A 24,271-nucleotide genomic window follows, 5' to 3' on the forward strand; every position below is an offset into this window, starting at 1 on the left:
TTTTATGGCTAAAAAAACGGAGCAGAAAAAAAATCCGCCTCCAAAAATTGAAAACCGCAAAGCCCGGCACGACTATCATATCGATGAAACCTTCGAAGCTGGTCTGGCTTTAAAAGGAACTGAAGTTAAATCCATTCGTGCGGGAAAAGCGAGCCTGAACGAGGCTTTTGCATACCTTCAAAATGGAGAGGTATGGCTGAAGAATATGTACATCAAACCGTACGAATTTGGTTCTCATTACAACCACAATGAGCGCCGCGATCGTAAACTGCTGCTGAATCGGCGGGAAATTCGTGAGATTGACAAATATATCAATCAAAAAGGTTTTGCACTGATACCGCTGAAACTCTATTTCAAGCGTGGGTACGCAAAATTACTCGTCGGACTTGGAAGAGGAAAGAAGAGTTACGATAAACGAGATGATATAAAAGAGAAAGATGTACGAAGGGAGCTTGACAGAAAAATTAAGGGGAGCTACTCTGTAAATTTATAAACCCGAATTACAACATTGCACAAAATAAAAAAGCCGCTGAATTCAGCGGCTTTTTTTAATTGAATTTTATATTTCAGCTTTTAGCCTTGTGCACTTTCAAGTGCCTGCTGAAGGCGGGTCATGAGCTCTTGGTCTTGCTGAGCGCCCATCATAATTGCCTGATAACGCTCTACGTTGAGACCGTTCTCTTCAATTTTTTCGATGATTTCTTCTTCAGCTTTCATTTGAAGCTCAGAGAGTTTTGGCTGAATGCTCTGAATTTTTTCTCTTTCTTCGTCAGACATTTCAACCTGTTCTGCCATCTGTGGATTCTGCATGGCCATCATTAATTGTTGAAAACGCTCAAAAGCGAGTTCTTCTTCCTCAACGAGCTCTTCAACATCTGCCTGAAGCTCAATTTGAATTGGCTCAATTTGCGTGATTGTTGTAACAAACTGGTTGAGTTCTGTATCACTTACATCATCTGATGACGGCACATCCGGCATCTGCTGTTGTCCCTGGCCCATTTGTCCTTGAGCAAATGCTGCAGTTGTTGCGAAAAGTGCCGCAAAAAGCAACATAGCTGTGATTTTAAAAATCTTCATTATATCTATCGATTTGATTGTGTGAATTATTCAGTTATGTAACCAAAGATGGCTTATAATATTGCCACCGCTAATTATTTGTAGTAAAATCACCCTTTTTTGTTCCAATAACAAAAAATGGGCAATCTGTCTGATTGATATAAAGAATAGACATCTCCTATAAGCCGAATTCTGTATACCGATATTTCGGGATGGCAGCCATTTATCTGGCCCTGACATCACTGGCAGGATCGTAGCGTTCCACCCGATTGTATTGTGACGAACGGCACACAATCTGCGTGAACTTGCACCCCGTGAGGTTTGCCATGCGCCCGGCATCACTGCAGGGCCGGTGAGCTCTTACCTCACCTTTTCACCTTTACCCACGCCTGCGGCACGGGAAGTCTGTTTTCTGTGGCACTGGCTGTCTTTCCGGTCTTGAAACCGGAACCCCTTCCTGTTAGGAAGCACGGTGTTCGTTGGTGTTCGGACTTTCCTCCTTCCGATTGTATCGAAAAGCGGCTGCCCGGAGATGTCTGTTCTTTATATTCTATGATTCTATCTTCGGAAGAGTTTTCGAAACTTCGTGTAACTCTGTATCCATATCTGATTGACAGATAACTCCTCCGGTGACTTGAAACTAAATACTAATCTTTGGTTTAATACAAGTACCAACGTTTTAAGATACGACAATGTTTTGAGATAGACTCTTCAATTTTATTTACAGCCCAAAAGAGACTCACACCAATTAATCGTACATGTTATGCTGCCTAAAAACCGGATTTCACATCAAACAAGGATGTTGTCCTCAGTTTAGATATCAAGTTAGATATCAAGCTGTTTTTTTGCTTCCACAAAAAATGATGGATCAACTACTATCCGGCCGCTATTCTCATCGATAATAATTTTATTTTTTCGCCTTACTTCCACCTGCGCCTGTGGTGGCAATGCCATTCCGAGGGCTGCACCTTTCTCCATGGCAACAACCGCAATTCCATTATTGAGGCCGTCACGTAGCCGGTTGTAGCTGCGAACGTATCGCTTGTCGAGTTTTTGTTCGAGTTCTTCTCTTTTATCAAGAAGTTTTTTCTCTTCACTTTCAGTGTTTTCCACAACTTTGTCGAGATTTTCCTTTTTCTCTTCGTGGAGTTTCTGTGTGTCTGTCAGCTTTTTTTCATTGATTTCAATTTCGCCTTCCAGCTCATCCAGCCGTTTATCAATCTCTACAATGCGTTTTTCTGCATTTTCAACATATTGTTTCTGAGCTTCAATCTCTTTAGTGAGCGCATCGTATTCGCGATTATTGCGAACCGTCATCTGCTGTTCTTCGTATTTTTTATTCTTCTCTTTGGAAGTTTCAATACCAAGTTCCAGATCTTTTCTTTCCCCGGTAAGGTTTTTCTTTTCTTCTTCGAGCTGGCTGATTCTGGCTTCGAGACGGTTTATATCAGTTTCTATATCTAATACTTCTTCCGGAAGATCTCCCCTCAGCTGGTGGATTTCATCAATACGGCTGTCGATATATTGTAAGTTCGCGAGTTGTTGGAGTACCTCTTGCATAGTAGTGGTAGAAGTTTAGATGGTTTTGTTATTAAATTCAGAAACGTAAACTTTCATCGGATTCGTGACCTGCTCAGTTGCTTCAACCTGCAGATGTTCAAATGCCTCCGAAAGTTCTTTGCGGATTGCCTCCACTACGGGAAACTCACTTTCGTAATGGCCGGCATCAATCAGCAAAAAGTTATCTTTTTCGGTAAAGTATTCGTGGTATTTTATATCGGATGTTACAAAAGCATCGGCCCCGGCTGAAACTGCCCTGCTTTTCAGGGAGATTCCGGCCCCGCCGCAAACAGCTACCCGTTTAATCCGGGGAGACCCGCCGCTGTACCGTACAGCATCTACATCAAGTGCACGGCAAACCAGGTGTAAAAATTCATCCATGGCGATACCTTCATCCGGGTAACGCCCGATAACACCCATCCCAAAATTGTCGGATGGTGATGCCATATCCGTCACCTGAAATGCACCGGATTTTAGCAGACCTTCTTTGCGCAGAGCGTTCTTCAGCTGGCCCACATTGTGACGGTCGATAATCGCTTCAAAACATTTCATTCCATTTTTGCGGCCATCCACTTCATAAAAATAAGCCTCTTCAGCAGAGAAGTAGTTCAGCAGTTTCAGAACCGCATCGGAGTTTTCAAATACCGTGGTGAGGGATATTTTTTTACTGATGGGGTAATTTTTATCGAGAAACTGAAGGTTATCGAGGCCAAGATTATTGGCCAGAACAAACGAGACCCCATCAAGGGCAGCATCGAGATTTGTGTGAGCAGTGAGCAGTGCGATGTTGTTCCGAATCATTTTATAGATAATCCGGCCCTGCTCATCAGATGGATTGATACTTGAGATATTTTGAAAAATCAGGGGATGATGAGAGACAATCAGCTCGCACTTTTTGTCGAGCGCTTCATTTACAACCGCCTCGGTAACATCCAGGCAGACCAGAATTCTGGACACCGGCGAAGATGATTCACCTATCAGAAGTCCAACATTGTCGTAACTCATCTTTATTTCAGGCGGCGCCCACTGATGTATAAAATCGGTAATATGGCGGACCTGGGTACTCATCAGATAGTTCCCCCTCTCAAACACTGGTGAGCTTTGTGTTGAACCAACCGGGAGTTTCGTCCTGTGGATTTTCTTTTTAAAACGAGTTGCTGTTTTGTCATAAGCTTTTTCACAGACCTAAAAATACGATTATTTTGTTCCATTGAAAACCTTTTTAATTGTAAATTTGCCTTTTGGTCAAGTTTCCGGAATGTTTACAGCTTCATCTTTCTTACGGTAACTAATTCAAACTCTATCAATCATAATTTATGGCCATTGCAGAACAATTAGAACAGGTACAGAAACGAATTGCCGATGCGTGCGAAGATTGCGGCAGAGATCCTTCTGAAATAACACTGGTTGCTGTAAGTAAAACAAAACCAAACAGCGATATCCTTGAAGCGCGAAAAGCTTCACAAATCCACTTTGGTGAGAATCGTGCCAAAGAGCTTCAGGATAAAATGGAACAGATTGAAGATGATTCCATCAAGTGGCATTTCATTGGAAACCTGCAGACAAACAAGATAAAATATATGGCAGAGCGTGTGGACTGGATTGACTCCATCCATAAAAAGAAGGCGCTGAAGGAGGTTGAAAAAAGAGCATCCGCAATAGAGCGCCACATTAATGTTCTTATCCAGGTTAATATCAGTGATGAAGATCAGAAAAGCGGCTGCGATCCGGAAAAACTGGAGGGTATCCTCAAGTATGCACAAGATCTTAAATACACACACGTTCGTGGAGTGATGGGAATGGCTACTTTTACAGATGACCTCGATGTGGTTCGAAAGGAGTTTAAAATGCTGAAGAAACTCCGGGATGAACATCTGCATCTCAATGGGGGTGCCGTGGAACTGAAAGAGATCTCTATGGGAATGACGAACGATCTTGAAGTGGCAATAGAGGAAGGCTCAACAATGGTGCGTGTTGGAACCGCAATTTTTGGCGAGCGTAACTATTCGTAGTTCTGTTCGTTAAAAGAGGTGCGTTTTATCTCAATTTTTCTATTTTAAAAAGAAAAGAATATGTCAGCATGGATTTGGGTTTTAATCCCTCTTGTTGCGATTATTGGGGGATATATAATCGATTATCAAAAGAACAAACTGAAGTGGCAGAATCAGACCAGCAGTAACGAGTCTGAGCTGGAAGAGTTAAGAGGCATGGTGAATCAGATGGCCAGGCGCATTGAAAACCTGGAGGCGATCGCTGCAAATGAACCCTCCGATTTTTCATCAGCCAGGAAAAACGATTTTCATAAAATTGAAATCGATCCTTATGAGAGTCATGCTGAAGAAAACAGAAAAAATGTTGAACAAATGGCAAAAAAACAGGGAAATAAATCATGATGGGTGAAGATGCTATTATAGTGGCAATTGTTTTTGGAAGCGTACTATCTATTGTATTTTTGGGAGTTCTTGGCTCCATAATAAATAATTGGATCAAACGCGGTTCAAGCAGTAAAGACATTACAAAAAACAAAGAATTTCTTGCAGCACTTCGGGAATTCAAAGAGAAAACAGACAAACGACTTTCAAACCTGGAGGCGATTGTTTCGGAAGAACAGCCTGCAGACAGGATGGTAAAAAATCAAAAAAAGGAGAAGGAACCTCAGCGTTCAATTGAGATAGAACTGGATGATGAGCCTGAATCTAAATCTGAAAAATCTTCGAATTCGGGTAATCTGCGCAACATGTTAAATCAGTAACGGTTATCTTTACTAATCTAAAAAAATATCATTCCCCTATATGAAACTGACAGCCCTCGAAATTAAGCAACAACAGTTTGAAAAATCCCTGAGAGGCTACGACGTATCAGAAGTTCAGGCGTATTTGAATCTTGTTGCCAGCGAATGGGAGCATATGGTCGGTAAAATGCGCGAACTTGAGTCACAGCTCGAAAAAATGGATGAAAAGCTCAAACACTATGAACGTGTGGAGCAAGCGCTGCATGAAACCCTGCAAACCGCCAAGGACTCAGCCGAACAAAAGCTTGTTGGAGCCAAAAAGGAGGCGCGTAATATTATTGAGAAGGCTGAAATGGAATCAGATTCAATCGTGCGGGATGCCAATCAACAGCGTCAGCAGATCCGTCAAAGCATTCTTCGGCTGCTTGACAGGCGTGAAGAGATTATTGGCGGAATGAAATCCTATCTTGAAATGGCCCAGGAATCACTCAACCACTTTTCCCGTGACGATGCGAGCCTTTTCAGACTGCCAAAAGAAGATTCACGCTCTCAGCAAGATCCGAATTCTTCGGAAGATCAGCAGGAAGGCCCCTCTGAAAAACGCAGCAAGCAAAAAAAAGAACAGCCAATCCCGCCAGGGTCAGACAACCTGGATGATATTTTAGATGAAATCGAATAAATTAAAAACAACACCTTATCCCAAGCAGCTACATGGCATTTGATTCCGTTGAAACGTTCCGCAATAAAAGAAGTGAAGCCCTCAAATTTATTCAAAGTAAGACAGAACTCCGGCCCGATTATATGCTTATTCTTGGCACCGGCCTGGGACAGCTTGCTGATGAAATGGAGATTGAAACCAGTATTTCCTATGACAAAATTCCGCATTTCCCGGTTTCAACTGTAGAAGGGCACAATGGTAAACTTCTGTTTGGTTCGTTAGGAGGTAAAGATGTAGTAGCCATGCAGGGACGTTTTCATTTCTATGAGGGCTACACCATGCAGCAAATCGCATTTCCGGTGCGGGTGCTGAAAGAAAACGGAGCCGGAACGCTTTTTGTGAGCAACGCATGCGGCGGAATGAATCCAAATTACTCTCGCGGCGATATTATGCTCATTCGCGATCACATCAATATGCTGGGCGACAATCCGCTGATGGGACCGAATGATGACGATCTCGGCCCGCGGTTTCCCGATATGAGTGAACCGTACAGCGAACGGCTTATAGACATTGCAAAAAATGTTGCTCTCGAAAGTAATTTACAGATGCACCAGGGCGTTTACGTAGCACTCAGCGGACCGATGCTGGAAACAAAGTCAGAGTACAGGTTTTTAAGGCTGATTGGCGCTGACGTTGTTGGAATGAGTACAGTTCCAGAAGTTATCGCCGCCATTCATATGGGAATGGAAGTATTAGGAATATCTGCAATTACAGATGAATGTTTCCCCGATGCATTAAAGCCCGTTAACATGGAAGAAATTCTTGAAGCGGCAGCAATTGCGGAACCAAAAATGACCCGTGTAATCGTAAATGTGCTTAAGAAACTATAATGCAGTGCGCTGTTTTTATAACACGAAAAATAGTACTTTTATCACAAGACAATACTATTAAATCATTAGCACATCAAAAGTATGAGCTTTGACGATTTTGACAGAGATCCTGTCTGGAATGAACATCAATGGGAATCTCACCTTAATGAGATAGAAAAACGCAGTGAACAACTGCGTAAATTCATCACATCCGACCCAAACGAAGATGTACCGAGATGGATTACGCTTCTTAAAGAGAGTTTTGATGAGATGGATGCCGTAGAGGCTTTTATTGAAGAGGAATTGCTGTTTGATGAAGCTTATTTCCCTGAAGATGAAGATGACTGGGAAGACGAGGAGGATGAAGATGATTTTGATGATGATTTCTTCTTCCGGGATGAACTTCCACCCTTTCTTGAAACCGATGACGACGATGATTTCGATTACGGAGAGGATTGGAAAGAGCTGAGTGATGACTTTACCTACTCTGATTACGGATCGATCGAAAACCTCAAAGTTTACCGCGACTCTATAGACCTTGCAGTGGATGTCCTCAAATGGGGTGAATCTATTCCTGCACACTTAATGAATCAGAAGGTGCACGAATTTGTCAGTAATATCCTGAAAATCGGTGCTAAGCTGGCTGGCGGTTACTCATTCGGATTTGAAAAAGATGTGCTTGGCGGTAATATTGCCTATACCAAAAAAGCTCTGAACAGCTCCAATGACGCCCTGCTCAGGCTGCAGAACCTCAAGGGAAAATCCTATTTTCAAGGTTCCAGTTATATCGATTTTCATGAACGGCTTTTCGAAATCCGGAACGACATTGGAATCTACGTTCAGGAACTCAGAGATAAGTTCCGCTACGGAATAGAATAACTGCAACTGCCCGACAATCGCCGTATTGGGCCTGAAAAAAAAATCGTTACCTTCTCGCAATAGCGCTGCGGTGCAACGGTATTTTGAAGGCCTGCTTTTAAATTAAGAGACACACACTTCTTGACTCTGCTGTTTTATAAGAGGCTGCCCAAAAAGAGTTTCTGCATTTACTCCGCTTAAATAATTTAGAATCTTCTGTTCCGATTACCCCTTAGCGCCGTTGCGTAAGCCCTTACTAAAAGTTGTTATCTATTCATTCCTCAATCCAGATTTTCACTTCTTTATTTCCGCGTGAATCTATCGAACCGCGAAACATTCCCGGTGTGTTCATATTCATCACAATATTCCCTTCGCTGTCAACCGCAATAAATCCTGCTTCATCGGGCTGAAGGCGCTCTTCAAGCAAATAATCTACCGCTTCCTGCAGTGAATACCCCCCAAACTCAACCAGGTTCGCAATTGTATTGGCCGATACCTGCTGCATAATTTTTTCACCCCAGCCCGTCGCTGAAACAGCCGCTACATGATTGGCAAATGTTCCCGATCCGATAATCGGCACATCCCCCACCCGGCCAAACTGTTTGTTTGTCATGCCGCCGGTTGATGTTGCCGCCGCCAGATTTCCATTCATATCCAGAGCCACAGCTCCCACGGTTCCAAATTTATCTGCGTTTACAGATTCATAAATCGAACGGTACGTATCGGAATAAAGGTGCGATTGCTCCTGCGCACGCTGCCACTGCTCATACCGGTTTTGTGTGAAAAAATGATCGTTTTCAACTCGTTGAACATCGGTTTGATCTGCATATTGCTCTGCTCCCTGGCCTGAAAAGAAAATATGGTTCGACTGTTCCATCACAATACGTGCGAGAGAAACGGGATTTTTAACGGTTGTTAACCCGGTAAGTGCACCGGCCTCCATGGTGCTGCCGTCCATTATAGCAGCGTCCAGTTCGTGGGTTCCTTCACTCGTAAAGACCGAACCTCTTCCCGCATTAAACAGCGGGTTATCCTCAAGGTTTTTCACCACCTGCTCCACTGCATCGAGTGCGGAGCCTCCTTCCCGAAGAACGATCTGACCGGTTCGTACCGCCTGCTCCAGGCCATCGTAATATTGCTGTCTGACAGAATCAGGGAGATCCTGGGAAATCGTGCCCGCTCCGCCGTGCAGAGCCACAGCCCATTCAACCCGGTCCGTTTGCTGATCGCCTGAGCAGCCGGTAAATATAAAAATGGCCGTCAGAAAAACTGCAGATATTACGAAAAAAGAGGAGGTGAATTTGTCCATCGAAAAGTGATTAATTTAATATTCAAGAACTCAGTGAATGTAAGTGAGAATGGAGTAAAATAAAAAAACCCGGCTGTATTGGCCGGGTTTTTAGAAATAGATTAACGGAGTATGAGGTTAATCATCTCTCCTGTCCTTGTTCTTCTTTATTCCGAAAGATTCCAGGAACTCCATTGGGAATGGAATAAACGTAAAGGTAGAATTCTCCTCACTGATTTCGTTCATCGTTTGCAGGTAGCGAAGCTGCAGTGCGGTTGGCGTTTTTGCGATCATCTCACCAGCCTCAACAAGCTTTGCGGCTGCTTCGAACTCACCCTGTGCGTTAATAATCTTCGCACGCCGGTCACGCTCACTCTCAGCCTGACGGGCCATCGCACGCTTCATAGACTCGGGGAGGATTACATCACGAACTTCAACAGATACCACTTTGATTCCCCATGGGTCTGTCTGGCGATCGATGATATCCTGGATTTTCTTGCTGATTTTATCACGTTCGGCAAGAAGCTCATCAAGCTCAAACTGACCTAACACACTACGCAGAGTAGTCTGTGCAAGAAGTGACGTTGCTCCGATATACCGCTCAACCTGAATAACGGCTTTTTCAGCGTCTACAACGCGGAAAAATGTAATCGCGTCAACATTAACGGTAACGTTGTCTTTAGTGATAACTTCCTGCTTGTCCACATTTATTGTAAGTACACGAAGATCAACCCGTTCAATTTTATCAATAAAAGGAATCAGAATAATAAGACCGGGGCCTTTTGTGGCCACAAATTTACCAAGACGGAAAACGACTCCCCGCTCATACTCGCGAAGGATTTTGAACATCTGTGGCAGAAATACCGACAGAAAGATTACAATCGTAATCAGCCAAATAATTAAGTTTGATAGTGCACCTGGATCATCCATTAGATAACTCCTCGTTGTTTTCGGTTTGGTTTGTTTTTGATTTTACAAATACTTTAAGCCCTTCAAATTCAACAATAACACACTTGTCGCCTTCCTCGAGTACCTCATCACTTACTGCCCGCCAATACTCACCATTATGGAACACACGCCCTTCCATTTCAGGTGTAATCCGGTCGGATACTTCTGCAACACGCCCTACTTCCGACTCAATTCCGGAATATAAACCTCTGAACTGAGCTTTTATGCCGGATGATACGATCCATGCAAAAAATAAAACCGTTAATAACGTAGCGGGAATTAGCCAATACCAGGACACTTGCATTTCCTCCGGAAGGTCTTGAAATAACATTAATGCACCCAAAAAGAAAGATACTGCTCCGCCGGCAATCAGCAGACCGAACGCCGGGGTGAACGCTTCAGCCACAAAAAGCAGTATGGCCAGGCCGATCAGCAGAAAACCTGCAATATTCACCGGCATGGCAGCCACACCGTAAAGTAATAAAATTAATGCAATTGCACCCGCCATACCCGGCACAATTCCACCGGGGTTTGTAACCTCGCCTATGATTCCGTAAATCGCAACCAGCGTGAGGATTAGCATTACTTCGGGGCGAATTAGAAAACTGAAAAAGATTTCGGCAAAATTCTGCGGAATTCTGTTTTGGGCGGCACCTTCTGTTCTAAGAGTTTCCCCTTCAACCTCCATTCCGTCGATCTCCCGCAAAAGATCTTCCAGGTTATCCGCAATCAAGTCGATCACGTTGATTTCGAGAGCCTGATCTGCTGTGATCGAGTCACCGTCACGAACTGCTGATTTTGCCCATTCCGCGTTTCTTCCCCTGCGCTCGGCAATCGTTTCAATGTAACTCTCAGAAAAGTTGAAAATTTTCTGCTGTGATACGGTATCCATCTCACCGCCGCCCATTGCCACCGGGGAAGCTGCTCCGATATTTGTAGCCGGAGACATCGCTGCTATGTGAGCTGCAAGCGTAATAAACGTTCCTGCACTACCGGCATTCGCTCCCTGTGGTGTCACATAAACCACAATCGGATGTGATGAACCCAAAAGCTCCTGAACAATTTTCTGAGTAGAATCAAGGAGTCCGCCCGGTGTGTCAAGTTCAATCACCAGAAGTTCATCTCCGCGTTCCTGCGATTTTCTAAGTCCTCTTTGAATATACTGTGCCGTTGTCGGCCCGATTGTACCGGAAACGGATAGGATACTGACGGTGCCGGGTGCCCGATCCGCACTCTGGCTCACTTCATCATTATCCTGAAGTACAAAAGCGGTGCCTACCAGAAAAAGTATCGCTGATATAAGGTAGGTTTTATTGATTGATAAACTCATGTTGCATAATCTAAGGGTGATTCAAACCAGGAAATTCTTACACTGTAAGATACTCATAGTATTTCATTTAAAAAGAATTACCGAAACGGTAAGAAATGTATTTCATCTGCATATTTAAACTTTTCAGCCAACTGTTCTAACCAATAACAATTACAAATCTCATAAAGTTTGACTGCCGAAACAGGATAAACCATAAAAATGATCTAACCGAAAATTAAATTTGGAATTTAAAATCAATAGTCAGATCATTAGAGTATGAATTTTGAAAGACACAGCACACTAATTTTATCTCTCCGCCGTCGCCGCCGCTCAGGCGTGTGAAAAAGCTGTGTATACCAACCCACTTTCACAAAAACGCCTGCTTAATTTAAGATTAAGCAGGCGTTTTTTTTTGCCCCATTCTTAATTACGGGCATCAATTTTACTTCAAAATTCAACAACCCTCAATTATAGCTTAATATGTCTAATTTTCTAACTATCTCAGATTATGAGCCGGATGAAATCCAGAACATTCTCGACCTGAGCAGTGAGTTGCAAACTGCAGCCGAACCCGTTCTGGCCGGTAAAAATATCGCCTTTGTATTCGAGAAACCCTCCCTGCGAACCAAAGTGGGAACAGAAGCCGCGATTAATCATCTCGGGGGAAATGTCATCCATATCGATGCCGACATTCTCCTGAGCAGTGGCAAGGCTATTCCATTCACCAGCCGGGAGTCGCTCAAAGACGCCATGAAAAATGTTTCCCTCTGGTGTGATGCCGTTTTTGCAAGAGTCTATTCACATCAAACGCTCAAAAATATGGCAGGATACAGCTCCATTCCTATTATCAACGCCTTGTGTGATAAGCACCACCCGATGCAGGCACTGGCCGACCTTCATACACTGCAGCAGCAGTTTGGGAAGGATAAAAAACTGACCCTTGCATTTGTTGGAGACGCAAATAACGTTGCATTTTCACTCACTGAACTGCTCTTGAAATTCGGTCATACCGTCAATTTTTCCGGCCCTGAACAGTACAGCTGGACAGATGACAAACTGAGTTACTTTGCCTTGCTTGCGGTTCAGTATGGCGGTGAATTCAATACAGTAACCGAGCCCTCTAAGGCGGTAGAAAACTCCGATGCCATCTACACAGATACCTTTATCTCGATGGGGGAAGAGCACCTGTATGAAGAGAAAATCAAACATTTTGAACCTTACCAGGTGAATGAAGAGCTTTTTTCAAAAGCTGGAGAGCACACCGGTTTCATGCATTGTCTGCCGGCACACCGGGGTGTTGAAGTAACCGACGCCGTGATTGACCACCCGAACTCCTGGGTCTACAAACAGGCTGAAAACCGGATGATCGTGTCGAAAGGAGTTTTCGCCACCCTGCTCGATGGTGAAGGAAAAGCAACCAAAAAGCCTTCGGTGCCGCATCTGGATAAAGAATCGGTTAACGGAACCTGACCATGATTCATCAGCAATACCCAACCAATCCAAAACTGCCATAACACCAATCAGTCTACGTCCTGATTGATTTCAACCACCCAATTTAAATCTGCCATTAAACACTGCCATGAAAAATCAAACCACCTATAAAAAAGTTGCATCACACGAAGCCGAAAAAGGATCATTTAACACCTGTCTTCTTCTTTACTCCGGCGGCCTCGACACCAGTATGATGCTGAAATGGATTCAGGAGGAGTACGATTGTGATGTAATTGCCCTCACCATAAATATCGGCCAGACCGCGGACGATCTGGATGCCATTAAAAAGAAAGCCATTGACCTCGGGGCAAAAGACGCGATTGTTTATGATGCCAAAGATGAGTTTGCCGAATTATGTACGGAAGCCGTAAAAGCCAACGCCGACTACCAGGGCGGATATGCTCTCGGATGCCCGCTCGGCCGTGTGATGATTTCAAAACTTGCCGTTCAGTTTGCCGCCGAATTTGGGTGTGAAGTAATTGCCCATGGATGCACGGGGAAAGGAAACGACCAGGTTCGATTCGAAAGTTATATCACAACGCTGAATCCCGAACTGAAAATCATCGCGCCGGTACGGGAATGGAGCATGGGGCGGGATGAACAGATCGCTTACGCCATAAAAAACGGAATTCCTGTTCAGCAGACACAAACAAGTCCATATTCATATGATGAAAATATGTGGGCCAACACCGGCGAAGGCGGGGAGATTGAAAACCCGGAGCTGATTCCGCCGCTTGAAAATATCCTGAAATGGGCCAATACCCCCCAGCAGGCACCAGATGAAGCGGAAACTGTGAAAATTGGGTTTGAAAAAGGGGAGCCGGTATCTCTTGATGGAGTGGAGTATGACAAAAAAGAGATCATTCTTCTATTAAATGAAATCGGTGGAAAGCACGCCGTTGGTGTATTTCACCTGATTGAGGACCGGATTGTAGGGCTTAAGGTCAGAGGCGTATATGAAAATCCGGCAGCTACCATTCTGATTCAGGCTCATAAAAACCTGGAACAGCTCGTGTCCACCCGGGAAGAGAATGAACTGAAAGGGTTTATGGACCAAAAATGGGCTTATCTGATCTATGGAGCGAAATATTACGAGCCAGTGGTGGATAATATCCGGGCATTTATCAACGAGCAGAACAAAAAGGTAACCGGAGAGGTAACTCTTAAACTCTATAAAGGGAATTGTGATGTGGTTGCGCTCAAATCACCTTACTCACTTTTCGATGAAAACCTTGCTACATTTAATAAATCAGCCGCTTTCAACCAGAATGCATCTGCCGGATTTATTGAACTCTGGAACCTGCCGCAGAAAACAGCATATCAGCTGAAACAAACGGTTGAGAAAAGCGAAGCAGGCAGTTTGCCATCATGAATGTGTAGTGAAAAGGCAAAAGTGAGAAGTGAAAGGCTGTCAATTCCTGAATTAGGTTTTACCTTTGACAGATAGCATCCCTTGTTGGATTTGAGAATTTAAATCAGGGACATTTTTCACTTTTGCGTTTTACCTTTTCACTTTCCTGAAGACAAAAAATATTAATCTCGAAACAAATCGCATGTCCAAACTCTGGCAAAAGAGCTCTACCGATACCGAATCCGAAATCGCAAAAAAGGTTGAGGCGTTTACCGTAGGCAACGATTATCGCCTTGACCAGGCCCTTGTACCGTTCGACTTGAAAGCTTCTGCTGTTCACGCACGGGCACTGCATAAAGCGGGAGTTCTCTCTGATGATGAGACGAAAAAACTGACTGAAACGCTCTCTGAAATAGAACGGGTTTGGAAAAAGGGTGAGTTCAATATTTCTGTGCAGGATGAGGATATGCATACAGCAATTGAGAACTATCTGACGGAGAAGCTGGGTGACCTCGGCAAAAAAATTCATACCGGGCGATCGCGGAACGACCAGGTGCTCACGGCTATCCGGCTTTTTGAAAACGATGCCCTCCAACGGATTTTACCGGAGCTTAATGCACTTTCCGACCAGCTTGTAGAGTTTGGAAAAACGCATAAGCATATCCCAATGCCGGGATTTACACACACACGAAAAGCGATGCTCAGCAGTGTTGCCTTGTGGGCCGGAGGATTTGCGGAATTATTAAGAATGCAGCATCATGCATCGTCAGGAGTTGAAGCACTTATTGGCAGATCTCCGCTCGGCACAGCTGCCGGTTTTGGCACCAGTATTGATATCGACAGGGATGCTGAAGCTGCGGAACTATGTTTTTCTCAGCCGATGATCTGCTCCACTTCAGCACAACTGAGCCGCGGATGGGTGGAACTTCAGTTCGTGCAGTACCTCTCCGGCATCTCCGCTGTCTTGAACCGGCTCGCATCAGATATCATACAATACACCGGTGAAACGACTCCCTATTTTTCACTGGACGATGTTGTTTGCACGGGTTCATCCATCATGCCGCAGAAAAAAAATCCTGATCTTGCGGAACTCATTCGCGGCAGGCACTCCCTGTTTATGGGTTACGCTGCTACGCTGCAATCGGCAACCACCAATCTAACCAGCGGCTATCACAGAGATCTTCAGCTCACAAAGGAACCGGTTTTAAAAGCTGTCACTGATATCGAGGCGTGTATAGAAGCTGCGCAAATTCTCATTAGTTCTTTGAATGTTAATGAAAAAGAGATTACGGAGGCGTGTACAGTTGAACTGTTTGCTGCAGAAGAAGCGTACAAGCTTGTAAAAGAGAAAAATATCAGTTTCCGGGAAGCGTACAGAATTGTCGCGGAAAATCCTGAAAATGCCGAAGCCAGCGATCCGGGGCAAAAACTGACCGAATCAACCCATCTCGGATCTACAGGCAACCCAGGACTGGAGAGGGTTTAAAACTATTTACAAATCACAATAGTAACACCTAAGCCGTTGAGACACAGAAATTAAATTTATCTTCAACAATATAATTGCCTTAAATAATTAAGTAACTTTATCCATTTCACATATTTTGATTTGTGTTTTTGATTATCTATCCATTCTTTTCAGGTTCAATTATTTGTAAATAGTTGAAAACTGTCAGAATTGAATATCACTAACAAAACAAATCATATGTATGCTCATCTCTACTAAATTCCTTTTTTTCGCACAACTTCTGTTTCTGTTGACTGCCGGGAATCTCTTCGCTCAGCAAACGATTACCGGAACCGTTACAGATGCTGAGGGTGAACCATTAATTGGTGCCACTGTAGTTATTTCAGACAGGCCCGATACCGGAGCTTCGACAGATATTGACGGACGTTTCTCATTGTCAGCCGAACCGGGAGATGTTCTTCTCGTAACATTCATCGGCTATAGAACCAGCGAGGTTTTAGTAGACGAACGCACAGAATACGAAATCATCCTTGAATTGGATGATCAGCTTCTGGGTGAACTCGTGGTTGTTGGTTATGGTATTCAACAACGCAGCGATTTAACAGGGTCAATAGCCAGTATATCCGGTGAACAGATTCAAAATCAGCCGGTTGCAAGTATCGACGGAGCTCTCCAGGGCCGGGCTTCAGGTGTATTTGTAAGCACGCCATCGGGCACCCCGGGTGCAGGAATTACCATGAATATTCGGGGGCAAACATCAATTTCGGGCAGCAGTGAACCGCTTTATGTGATTGATGGCGTACCCATTATTTCCGAAGATCTTTCAGGTTTATTTTCTGGAGGCCAGGCCACAAACTCTCTTGCCGATCTGAACCCCAATGACATTGAATCCATCGAAATTTTAAAAGATGCCTCTGCTACGGCAATTTATGGATCCCGGGGTGCTAACGGCGTAGTATTGATCTCAACCAAACGTGGACAAGCCGGCCAGTCGAATATCGGGTTCAGTATGTATACCGGTTTTCAGCAGGTCACCAATACTATTGACATGCACTCTTCACAGGAATTTCTGGAACTGATGGATGACGCTGCCCGGCAGGATAACAGGGCTCTCGGCACAAATTACCCTGAAAACTATGTCTCCTCAATGTGGGGATATCCCGACCCAAGTGATCCGGATATTCAAAATACAGTATGGTATGATGAAATTTTCCGTACTGCAGCCATCTCAAATTATGAACTAAACGCATCCGGCGGAACCGAAAGTACACGCTACTTCACATCACTCTCCTATTTCGACCAGGAAGGAACGCAATACGGCACAGGCTTCGAAAGGATCAGTGCCCGATTAAATCTTGATACTGAAGTAACAGACTGGCTCGATTTTGGCGCAAGCGTAACGCTAAACCGAACACTGCAGGATCGTGTGATAAACGACAATTCTCTCTATGGTGTAGTGATCAATACCCTGGCAGGGGATCCCCTTATGCCTGTTTTTGAGGAAGACGGAAGTTACGCCGATCCCTTTGCTTATTTCGGGTGGTGGATGCTCGACAATCCGCTGCTCATTGCCAACGAATACCAGCGGTTCACAAACACCACACGCGGTATTGGTTCCATCTTTGGTGTTGCCAACATCAGTGAAAACCTGTCGCTCAGATCTTCCCTGAATATCGATTATACAAGCCTTGAAGATGAAGCATACACGCCGATCATTTCCCGTGAATCACAGAATGCGCAAAGAAACGGTTTTGGAACCTTTGGAACTACACAGGATTTTACCTGGCTGATCGAAAACTACCTCTCCTACGTAAATACGTTCGGAGATCGTCATAACTTAAATGGAGTTCTGGGAACTTCGTTTCAGCAATCGAACCGTGACTTCTCATCCATTAACGCCCAGGGCTTCCCAAATGATCAGTTTATAAAACTGAGCGCCGCATCGCAGGTTACCTCCGCTTCTACCTCAGGTACCAGCTGGGGACTTGCATCCTACTTCTTCCGCGGAAATTATTCATTTGATGACCGCTACCTTTTCACTGTAACCGGCCGGCTTGATGGTTCATCCAGGTTTGGTGATGATTTCAGATATGGGTTTTTCCCATCCGGATCATTTGCATGGAGAATGTCGAACGAAAGTTTTATGCAAAATCAGGACATTTTTTCTGAACTCAAGCCGCGAATTAGCTATGGTATCACCGGTAACCAGGAAGGTATTGGCAACTTTGCTTCCCGCGGTCTCTACGGAGTTTCAGACTACAGGGCGGAATCAACGCTCGTTCCTACGCAGATGATCAACCCAACGCTCTCCTGGGAAAGCACCAGGCAGATTGATGTCGGGATTGATATAGGCCTGTTTGATGATCGCATAAACATGAGTGCAGACTACTTCGTTAAAGATACCGATGATCTGCTTCTCAACCGGCTCGTACCGGGGATATCAGGGTTTTCATCTGTAACCGATAATATCGGCCGCGTTCAGAACCGCGGGTTCGAATTTGATGTTCGCGGTGTTGTATTTTCCCAGGCTGATTTCTCCTGGACTTCCAGTTTCAACATCTCGTTTATCAGAAATGAAGTGAAAGAACTTGAGGTTGATGAGCAGGTTTTGAGTGATTCTCACATTCTTGCCGAAGGCCACCCGATTGGTACTTTCTACCTGATTGACCACGAAGGTGTAGATCCTGAAACCGGAAATATGCTTTGGATTGACAGAAATGAAGATGGTGTTATTGATTCCGATGACCGCTTGATTGTGGGGAATGCTCAGCCTGATTTTTTCGGTGGATTCAGCAACTCATTTGCTTACAGAGGATTTGATCTGAATGTTCTTTTCCAGTTCACCTACGGAAATGACATTTTCAACCACAGCCGTGCATCTTACGAAAATCTTGGCTGGAGCCGGCTGGGAACCGGAGGCTTTATTCTTCCTGACGGTAACAACCACTCCCTTGCCGATAACCGGTGGATGGAACCCGGTGATGAGACCGATATTCCCAGGGCATCTTTAACGAACGACAACTGGAGAGAATACTCCTCACGCTGGCTGGAAGATGGCTCCTACCTGCGATTGAAAACATTGACTCTCGGATATAATTTTTCACCGGAAATAACGCAGCGGCTCGGCATGAGTAATCTGCGAATCTATTTCCAGGGACAGAATCTGCTTACGTTCACAAGCTATACCGGTTTAGATCCCGAGGTAAATCAAAATGCCAGGAATCCGCTGCTGGCCGGTTCTGATTTTGGAACCCTGCCGCAATCCCGCACAATCTCATTTGGCATTAACCTGGAATTTTAAAAAACCTGATCAATGAAAAATTTATTTAAAACAACTTTTTTAGTGCTTCTCATTGCGGGTTTAGCTTCCTGTGATGTTCTCGATACCGAACCGGCTACATCCATTCGTGCTGATGAAGCCCTGGTGGATGGTTCATCTGCCAATTCAATTTTGAATGGCGCCTACTCACGCATGCAAAACGATAACTATTACGGGGTTGAATACACCCTTAATATCGATCTGATTGCCGATAATGCCGTTGAGCAAGGGTTTTTCGATAATCAGCGTGAAATCGATTCAAGACAGGTTCCTATTGACAACAACTGGATTACGTCTGCCTGGCCAAATATCTACAGAGTGGTGGCCATTGCCAACCTCTTGATTACGGAAGCGCCTGAACTTGAAGATCCGCTCTTTACAAATCTCGATCAGGTTTTAGGGCAGGCGTATGCCATCCGGGCACTTGCTTTATTTGATCTGCTCCGGGTGTATGGATATCACTTCGATACGGATTCAGAATATGGTATTCCCCTGCTTTTGGAACCGATTGAGAATAATGATTTCACCAACATCCCAGATCTTGCGAGAAGTACAGTATCAGAAACTTATCTGCAGATTCAGAATGACCTGGATCTGGCCTTATCACTGCTTCAGAATTACGGCCCTGATAATACTGCCATGGATTACTGGAGTGCTCTCGCACTTAGAGCAAGAGTAAATCTCTACCAGGGAAATTATGATGATGCGTATGACGATGCTGATGAGGTAATTACTGAAGGTCCATTTGCGCTGATGGAGGACCTGAACGAACTGTACGGTAATGTCGGCACCTCATCCGAGTCAATTTTTGACCTCGTTTTCAGTGATCAGGATCAAAGCTCATACTACACATTTCTTATTCAAAGAGATGAATACAATGTGGATCCCAGCCTGTTTGATGCCTTTGAGGAAGATGATGTACGAAGTACTTTTGTCAGGCCTTCCGGCTCGGTAATTAAATCGGATAAATATCCTGACCCGACGAACGCCAGTAACGCGAAAATTTTGCGTTTATCTGAAATTTACCTGATTCGTTCTGAGGCTGCTGTATTCGCAGAAGACGACCCAAATGCAGGCCTCGATGACCTGAACACGATCCGAAACCGTGCCGGTCTGGATGATATTGGTCCTTTCAATAATACAGATGAATTTACTGACGCTTTACTCCAGGAGCGCCGTGTGGAACTGCACTTTGAAGGTCACAGATTCTTCGATCTCGTACGGTTCGACAGAATTGAGGAGACGCTTGGAATGAGCGAATTCAGAAAAGTTTTCCCAATCTCCCGGAGTGAACTCCAGGTATCGGAAAATATTCAGCAAAATCCCGGATACGCCACTAATTAACTTCTTGTCAGCCAATTTAAAAAGCCCTGATATTGTCAGGGCTTTTATTATTTTAAGCTCATTTCGAGTATCATTTCAGAAATAACACTCTGGTCAATGAGAATCATAAAACTGTGCATCAGCCTTTTACTGGTCATTATTCTTAGCTCTTGCAGCCATCCGGACGAAACGGTTTCTCTGGTTGAGCTACGCGATTCTATAGAATCCATTCTCGATAATGAAGAGGGAACTTATGCGGTTTACTTTTCAGACCTGGATGACTCTCAGATTGAACTCACCATAAATCCCGACACTCTTTTTCACGCGGCCAGCACGATGAAAACGCCGGTTATGATTGAAGTTTTCCGCCGGGCCGATGCCGGGGAGTTTTCGGTCTATGATTCAATCCGCATCGATAATCGATTTTACAGTATTGTGGATGGATCGGAATTTTCGCTGGATCTGGATCCTGAAAGCGATGATCCGTTTGAGAGAATGGAAGGTGAAATGGCGACTATTTATGATCTAACCAACGCAATGATCACCTACAGCAGCAATATCACTACCAACCTGATGATCGATCTTGTGGGAGCCGAAGAAACAACCCGAACGATGCGTGAACTCGGTGCTGAAAATATCGAGGTGCTTCGCGGTGTTTACGATATGAAAGCGTTTGAACAGAATTTGAGTAACAGAACCACTGCAAGGGATCTCGCCATCATATTCCGTAGCATAGCTGACGGTACAGCCGCCGACAGAGAATCCGGACAATTGATGATTGATATTCTTTCAGACCAGTTTTACAGGGATATCATTCCAAAATATCTTCCCGAAGAACTCATCATTGCCAATAAAACAGGTTCCATTTCCGGGGTTGAGCACGATTCAGGAATTGTTTATCTCCCCGATGGCCGGAGTTATCTGCTGATTTATCTTTCGAAGAATGTGCCGGACGACGAACACAGCCGGGATGTTGGCGCCCGCATATCAGAACTGATTTATGATTTCTATATGGCGAATCCAACAGGAACGGAATTATGATCTGAAACGCTTTTGCATATGGCTAAAAACCGTTTACTTTACAGTTCAGATTAATCTAAAAGCAACCTGATATGGCCCGCTACCTCTCTCTACTATTTATTGTGATTCTGTTTTATGCGTGTACTCCCGCCGGAGAAGAACCCCTCACCGACTATCCCAACTCACATCTTCTTCTTTCAGCCGATCAGCTTTCTGAAGATCTGCAGTCGAATAACATACTCTTAATTGATGCTCGCGATGAAATTGAAGATGGTGTGATTCCCGGCGCTGTTCATTTCCCCGCTATTTCCAGTCTTACTGATCCCGATCACTCCATTGAACATTTTCTTGTCGGTCCCGATCGTTTCCAGGAATTGATGCGTGAGCACGGGCTGAATAACGACAGCCGTGTTGTGATTTATGACGGCGGAAACGCACTCGCCTCTGCCCGGCTTTTCTACGCACTCGATTATTACGGTTTTTCTAATGCAGCGATTCTGAACGGAGGAATTCAGGGGTGGAATGATCACGGTTTTGAACTTGGTGAATCGCCTGCTTCACCCACTGCCGGAAATTTTCAGTTTCAAATTCAGGAAGGCCTGGCTTGTGACTTTGAATACATCACAGCAGCAGCGGATGCGGATGACAAAATTGTTTTTGATGCACGCAGCCGGGATGAGTACACAGGCGAAGATGAACGGGCACAGCTGAGTGGTCATATTCCAAACGCTGTTCACCTGGAATGGAGCAGCGTACTCGAACAAGATGGAATTCCCTACTTTTTACCACCCAGTGATATTCAGTCACAGTATACCGCCCTCGGCATCACCCCGGATAAGGAAGTCATTCCCCACTGCCACACCAACGTTCGCGGTTCACATGCCTATTTTACGCTTCGATTGATGGGTTACGATTCCGTTCGTCCTTATGAAGGGTCATGGTCAGATTACGGAAACCGGGAAGGAGCACCGATCAGCCGAGTTAACTGATCGTTTCAAATAGCCGATAAAAAGCATACCTAAATTATTAAAAATCGGTTATTTGAAATCACTCCTCATTCATGCAGCGAAACTTTTCATTTTTTTTGATACTGCCTGTAATTACTATTCTTTTTTTTGCTGCACCAGACCACCACGCACAGGCGCAACAGGCGGAAGATCCGGATGCTCTTTTTGAACAAGCCCGGACAGTCGCTTCTGATGGTAATCTGGAGGAAGCGAGAGAACTTGCTTTGCTTATACTATCTGAATTTCCTGAATACCATGATGTACGTATATTTTATGCGCGCACACTCGCCTGGGAACAACGTTTTAGTGATTCAAGAACACAGCTTCAAATTGTGCTGCGAGATGAACCGGAACATCCGGAGGCACTTTCTGCCCGCGCAGACGTAGAACTTTGGGATGGTAATTTCCGTGCCGGATTAGAGTATGCAAATCGCTCCATTGCTGTGCGTCCTGATCAGGCGGGTCTGTACGTTCAAAGAGCCCGGATTCTCATCGGATTGAACCGGTTTTCTGCCGCACTCTCTGATCTGGACAGTGCTGAGAATCTGGATGCCGAACATTCCGAACGGATACAACAACTTCGAAATGAGATACAGCAGGATCAGCATCGAAATATTGCGGTTTTTGGAATGTCATACGATCAGTTTGGGGATGATCTTGATCCCTATCAACGAATGTATGGCGAGTACCATCGGCTGACTGATTACGGACCTGTAATTGGCAGAATTTCGGTTGTCCACCGTTTTGATATCACGGACTGGCAGGCTGAAATCGATTCATACCCAATCCTGAGTTCAAACTGGTATGCCTACCTGAATGCCGGACTTTCCGGTGGCGAACTCTTCCCTGAATTTCGCTTTGGTGCCGAGCTCTACCGTTCACTTCCGCAAACTTTTGAAGGGTCTGCCGGCTTGCGTTACCTCAATTTTCGGGATGATGATGTAATCATAGTAACCGCATCCATCAGTAAATACTGGCGAAGCTGGTTTTTTACATTCCAGCCGTTTTTCACACCCGGTGATGCCGGCGTCAACACTGCATTCAACGGTATTGCCAGGAAGTATTTTGGAGACCCTCTCTCCTATGCTTCACTTGTTGGAGGGTTTGGATTTTCACCGGATGATCGGCGCATTATTGACGGCACGGCAGCTGAACGCCTGCTAAAATCGAGGTATTTTGGGGTGGATGCCAATTACCTGGTCCGCAATCGGCTCCAACTTTTTGGAGAAACGAAAGTAACCTTTCAACAATTTCCGTTTCTTACAGATTACACAAGGATCATCACATTAGAAACCGGCATCAGATACTCTTTTTAGATGGATCTCAATCAACTCGAAAATTCGTGCAAAACTTTTATTGAAAAAGATGTCTCGGCAGATGCAGCCCACGATGTTGCTCATATTCAGCGAGTGGTAAACAATTCGAAAATTATTTTAGATCAAACCACCGCAGATCGCCAGATTGTACTTGCAGCATCCTGGCTGCACGATTGTGTTGCACTGCCTAAAAATCATCCCGATCGAAAAAAATCCTCTCAGTTAGCCGCTGATAAAGCCGGTAAATTTTTAAAATCGATCTCTTTCCCGCAAGATAAAATTCCGGCTGTTTGTCACGCTATTGAATCCCATAGTTTTTCAGCCGGTATCAAACCACGAACACCGGAAGCAGAAATTGTTCAGGATGCCGACAGGATTGATGCGCTGGGGGCTATCGGCATTGCCCGCTGTTTCGCAGTCGGGGGGCAGCTTAAAACCTCGCTGTACAATCCGGATGACCCATTCTGTGAACAACGCATCCCTGATGACTCAAAATTTACGGTAGACCATTTTTTCACAAAACTTTTCAAGCTGCCCGAGACGATGAACACGGAACAAGGCAGGGCACTTGCCCGGGATCGAGCTAAGTACATGGAAAAATATCTGAGTCAATTGTCGGCTGAAATTACCTGAACAAGTATTTAGTATTTCACCAAAAAAAATTTATATCCATCAACTTTTTTTGACACTCATCATGTTCAA

Annotated in this window: 22 protein-coding genes and 1 other RNA gene; 16 read left to right on the forward strand and 7 right to left on the reverse strand. The window is 44.6% G+C overall.

Translation table 11 applies throughout. The features are described from left to right. Positions 1–4: 4 nt before the first annotated feature. The gene (smpB, locus tag DYD21_RS02950) at positions 5–493 is read left to right on the forward strand and encodes an SsrA-binding protein SmpB (RefSeq protein ID WP_116032068.1); all 489 of its coding nucleotides are present in this window, start codon (positions 5–7) and stop codon (positions 491–493) included. 80 nt (positions 494–573) lie between these two features. Here the strand turns inward: smpB and DYD21_RS02955 are convergent, their stop codons facing one another. From DYD21_RS02955 to DYD21_RS02970, 4 genes are all read right to left on the reverse strand, one after another. Continuing rightward, complete coding sequence (locus DYD21_RS02955) at positions 574–1,077, reverse strand: DUF4168 domain-containing protein (protein WP_116032071.1); 504 nt, start codon at positions 1,075–1,077, stop codon at positions 574–576. Between the two features lie 144 nt (positions 1,078–1,221). Beyond that, positions 1,222–1,594, reverse strand: an RNA gene (gene rnpB / locus DYD21_RS02960) — RNase P RNA component class A. A 287-nt stretch (positions 1,595–1,881) separates the two neighbouring features. Continuing rightward, positions 1,882–2,616: a zinc ribbon domain-containing protein gene (locus DYD21_RS02965; RefSeq protein ID WP_116032074.1), complete on the reverse strand. Its 735-nt coding sequence runs from the start codon at positions 2,614–2,616 to the stop codon at positions 1,882–1,884. A gap of 15 nt (positions 2,617–2,631) precedes the next feature. Further along, positions 2,632–3,684, reverse strand: coding sequence for a Nif3-like dinuclear metal center hexameric protein (locus tag DYD21_RS02970; RefSeq protein WP_116033440.1), 1,053 nt, complete (start codon positions 3,682–3,684; stop codon positions 2,632–2,634). A 248-nt stretch (positions 3,685–3,932) separates the two neighbouring features. On the opposite strand from DYD21_RS02970, the gene DYD21_RS02975 reads away from it, so the two are divergent. The 6 genes from DYD21_RS02975 to DYD21_RS03000 all read left to right on the forward strand — a co-directional run bounded on the left by DYD21_RS02975 (position 3,933) and on the right by DYD21_RS03000 (position 7,753). Then, positions 3,933–4,628 carry a YggS family pyridoxal phosphate-dependent enzyme gene (locus tag DYD21_RS02975; protein ID WP_116032078.1) on the forward strand — a complete coding sequence of 232 codons (696 nt, stop codon included), beginning with the start codon at positions 3,933–3,935 and terminating at the stop codon, positions 4,626–4,628. Positions 4,629–4,688: 60 nt separating this feature from the next. Next, the gene (locus DYD21_RS02980; RefSeq protein WP_116032081.1) at positions 4,689–5,009 is read left to right on the forward strand and encodes a hypothetical protein; all 321 of its coding nucleotides are present in this window, start codon (positions 4,689–4,691) and stop codon (positions 5,007–5,009) included. Next, a complete protein-coding gene (locus DYD21_RS02985; RefSeq protein WP_116032083.1) occupies positions 5,006–5,368 on the forward strand; it encodes a hypothetical protein in 363 nt (120 codons plus the stop codon). The genes DYD21_RS02980 and DYD21_RS02985 overlap by 4 nt, the downstream gene beginning before the upstream one ends. 40 nt (positions 5,369–5,408) lie before the next feature. Next, positions 5,409–6,026, forward strand: a complete 618-nt coding sequence (locus DYD21_RS02990) for a DivIVA domain-containing protein (protein ID WP_116032086.1) — start codon at positions 5,409–5,411, stop codon at positions 6,024–6,026. 32 nt (positions 6,027–6,058) lie between these two features. Next, on the forward strand, positions 6,059–6,895 hold the full coding sequence (locus DYD21_RS02995; protein WP_116032088.1) for a purine-nucleoside phosphorylase: 837 nt from the start codon (positions 6,059–6,061) through the stop codon (positions 6,893–6,895). Between the two features lie 81 nt (positions 6,896–6,976). Continuing rightward, entirely contained in the window at positions 6,977–7,753 is a 777-nt protein-coding gene (locus DYD21_RS03000) for a hypothetical protein (RefSeq protein WP_116032090.1), read from the forward strand. Between the two features lie 253 nt (positions 7,754–8,006). Here DYD21_RS03000 and DYD21_RS03005 read toward each other — a convergent pair whose 3' ends face one another. From DYD21_RS03005 to DYD21_RS03015, 3 genes are all read right to left on the reverse strand, one after another. Continuing rightward, complete coding sequence (locus tag DYD21_RS03005; protein WP_116032093.1) at positions 8,007–9,041, reverse strand: isoaspartyl peptidase/L-asparaginase family protein; 1,035 nt, start codon at positions 9,039–9,041, stop codon at positions 8,007–8,009. 117 nt (positions 9,042–9,158) lie between these two features. Continuing rightward, the gene (locus tag DYD21_RS03010) at positions 9,159–9,950 is read right to left on the reverse strand and encodes a slipin family protein (protein ID WP_116032095.1); all 792 of its coding nucleotides are present in this window, start codon (positions 9,948–9,950) and stop codon (positions 9,159–9,161) included. Next, entirely contained in the window at positions 9,943–11,298 is a 1,356-nt protein-coding gene (locus DYD21_RS03015) for a nodulation protein NfeD (RefSeq protein ID WP_116032099.1), read from the reverse strand. The genes DYD21_RS03010 and DYD21_RS03015 overlap by 8 nt, the downstream gene beginning before the upstream one ends. Before the next feature lie 459 nt (positions 11,299–11,757). On the opposite strand from DYD21_RS03015, the gene argF reads away from it, so the two are divergent. From argF to DYD21_RS03060, 9 genes are all read left to right on the forward strand, one after another. Beyond that, positions 11,758–12,747, forward strand: a complete 990-nt coding sequence (gene argF, locus DYD21_RS03020) for an ornithine carbamoyltransferase (RefSeq protein ID WP_116032102.1) — start codon at positions 11,758–11,760, stop codon at positions 12,745–12,747. 109 nt (positions 12,748–12,856) lie between these two features. Then, positions 12,857–14,140, forward strand: coding sequence for an argininosuccinate synthase (locus tag DYD21_RS03025; RefSeq protein WP_116032106.1), 1,284 nt, complete (start codon positions 12,857–12,859; stop codon positions 14,138–14,140). Positions 14,141–14,321: 181 nt separating this feature from the next. Continuing rightward, positions 14,322–15,605 (forward strand): argininosuccinate lyase, encoded by a 1,284-nt coding sequence (argH, locus tag DYD21_RS03030; RefSeq protein ID WP_116032109.1) that lies wholly within the window; start codon positions 14,322–14,324, stop codon positions 15,603–15,605. A gap of 220 nt (positions 15,606–15,825) precedes the next feature. Then, entirely contained in the window at positions 15,826–18,885 is a 3,060-nt protein-coding gene (locus tag DYD21_RS03035; RefSeq protein ID WP_116032114.1) for a TonB-dependent receptor, read from the forward strand. 12 nt (positions 18,886–18,897) lie between these two features. Further along, positions 18,898–20,247, forward strand: coding sequence for a RagB/SusD family nutrient uptake outer membrane protein (locus tag DYD21_RS03040; protein ID WP_116032118.1), 1,350 nt, complete (start codon positions 18,898–18,900; stop codon positions 20,245–20,247). 96 nt (positions 20,248–20,343) lie between these two features. Further along, on the forward strand, positions 20,344–21,267 hold the full coding sequence (locus DYD21_RS03045) for a serine hydrolase (RefSeq protein WP_116032122.1): 924 nt from the start codon (positions 20,344–20,346) through the stop codon (positions 21,265–21,267). Between the two features lie 71 nt (positions 21,268–21,338). Further along, on the forward strand, positions 21,339–22,235 hold the full coding sequence (locus tag DYD21_RS03050) for a sulfurtransferase (RefSeq protein WP_116032125.1): 897 nt from the start codon (positions 21,339–21,341) through the stop codon (positions 22,233–22,235). A 71-nt stretch (positions 22,236–22,306) separates the two neighbouring features. Continuing rightward, entirely contained in the window at positions 22,307–23,569 is a 1,263-nt protein-coding gene (locus DYD21_RS03055; protein WP_116032129.1) for a YaiO family outer membrane beta-barrel protein, read from the forward strand. Continuing rightward, complete coding sequence (locus DYD21_RS03060) at positions 23,570–24,202, forward strand: HD domain-containing protein (protein WP_116032132.1); 633 nt, start codon at positions 23,570–23,572, stop codon at positions 24,200–24,202. Positions 24,203–24,271 lie beyond the last annotated feature (69 nt).

Source organism: Rhodohalobacter sp. SW132 (assembly GCF_003390325.1).
In the GTDB taxonomy this organism is placed as follows: Bacteria; Bacteroidota; Rhodothermia; order Balneolales; family Balneolaceae; genus SW132.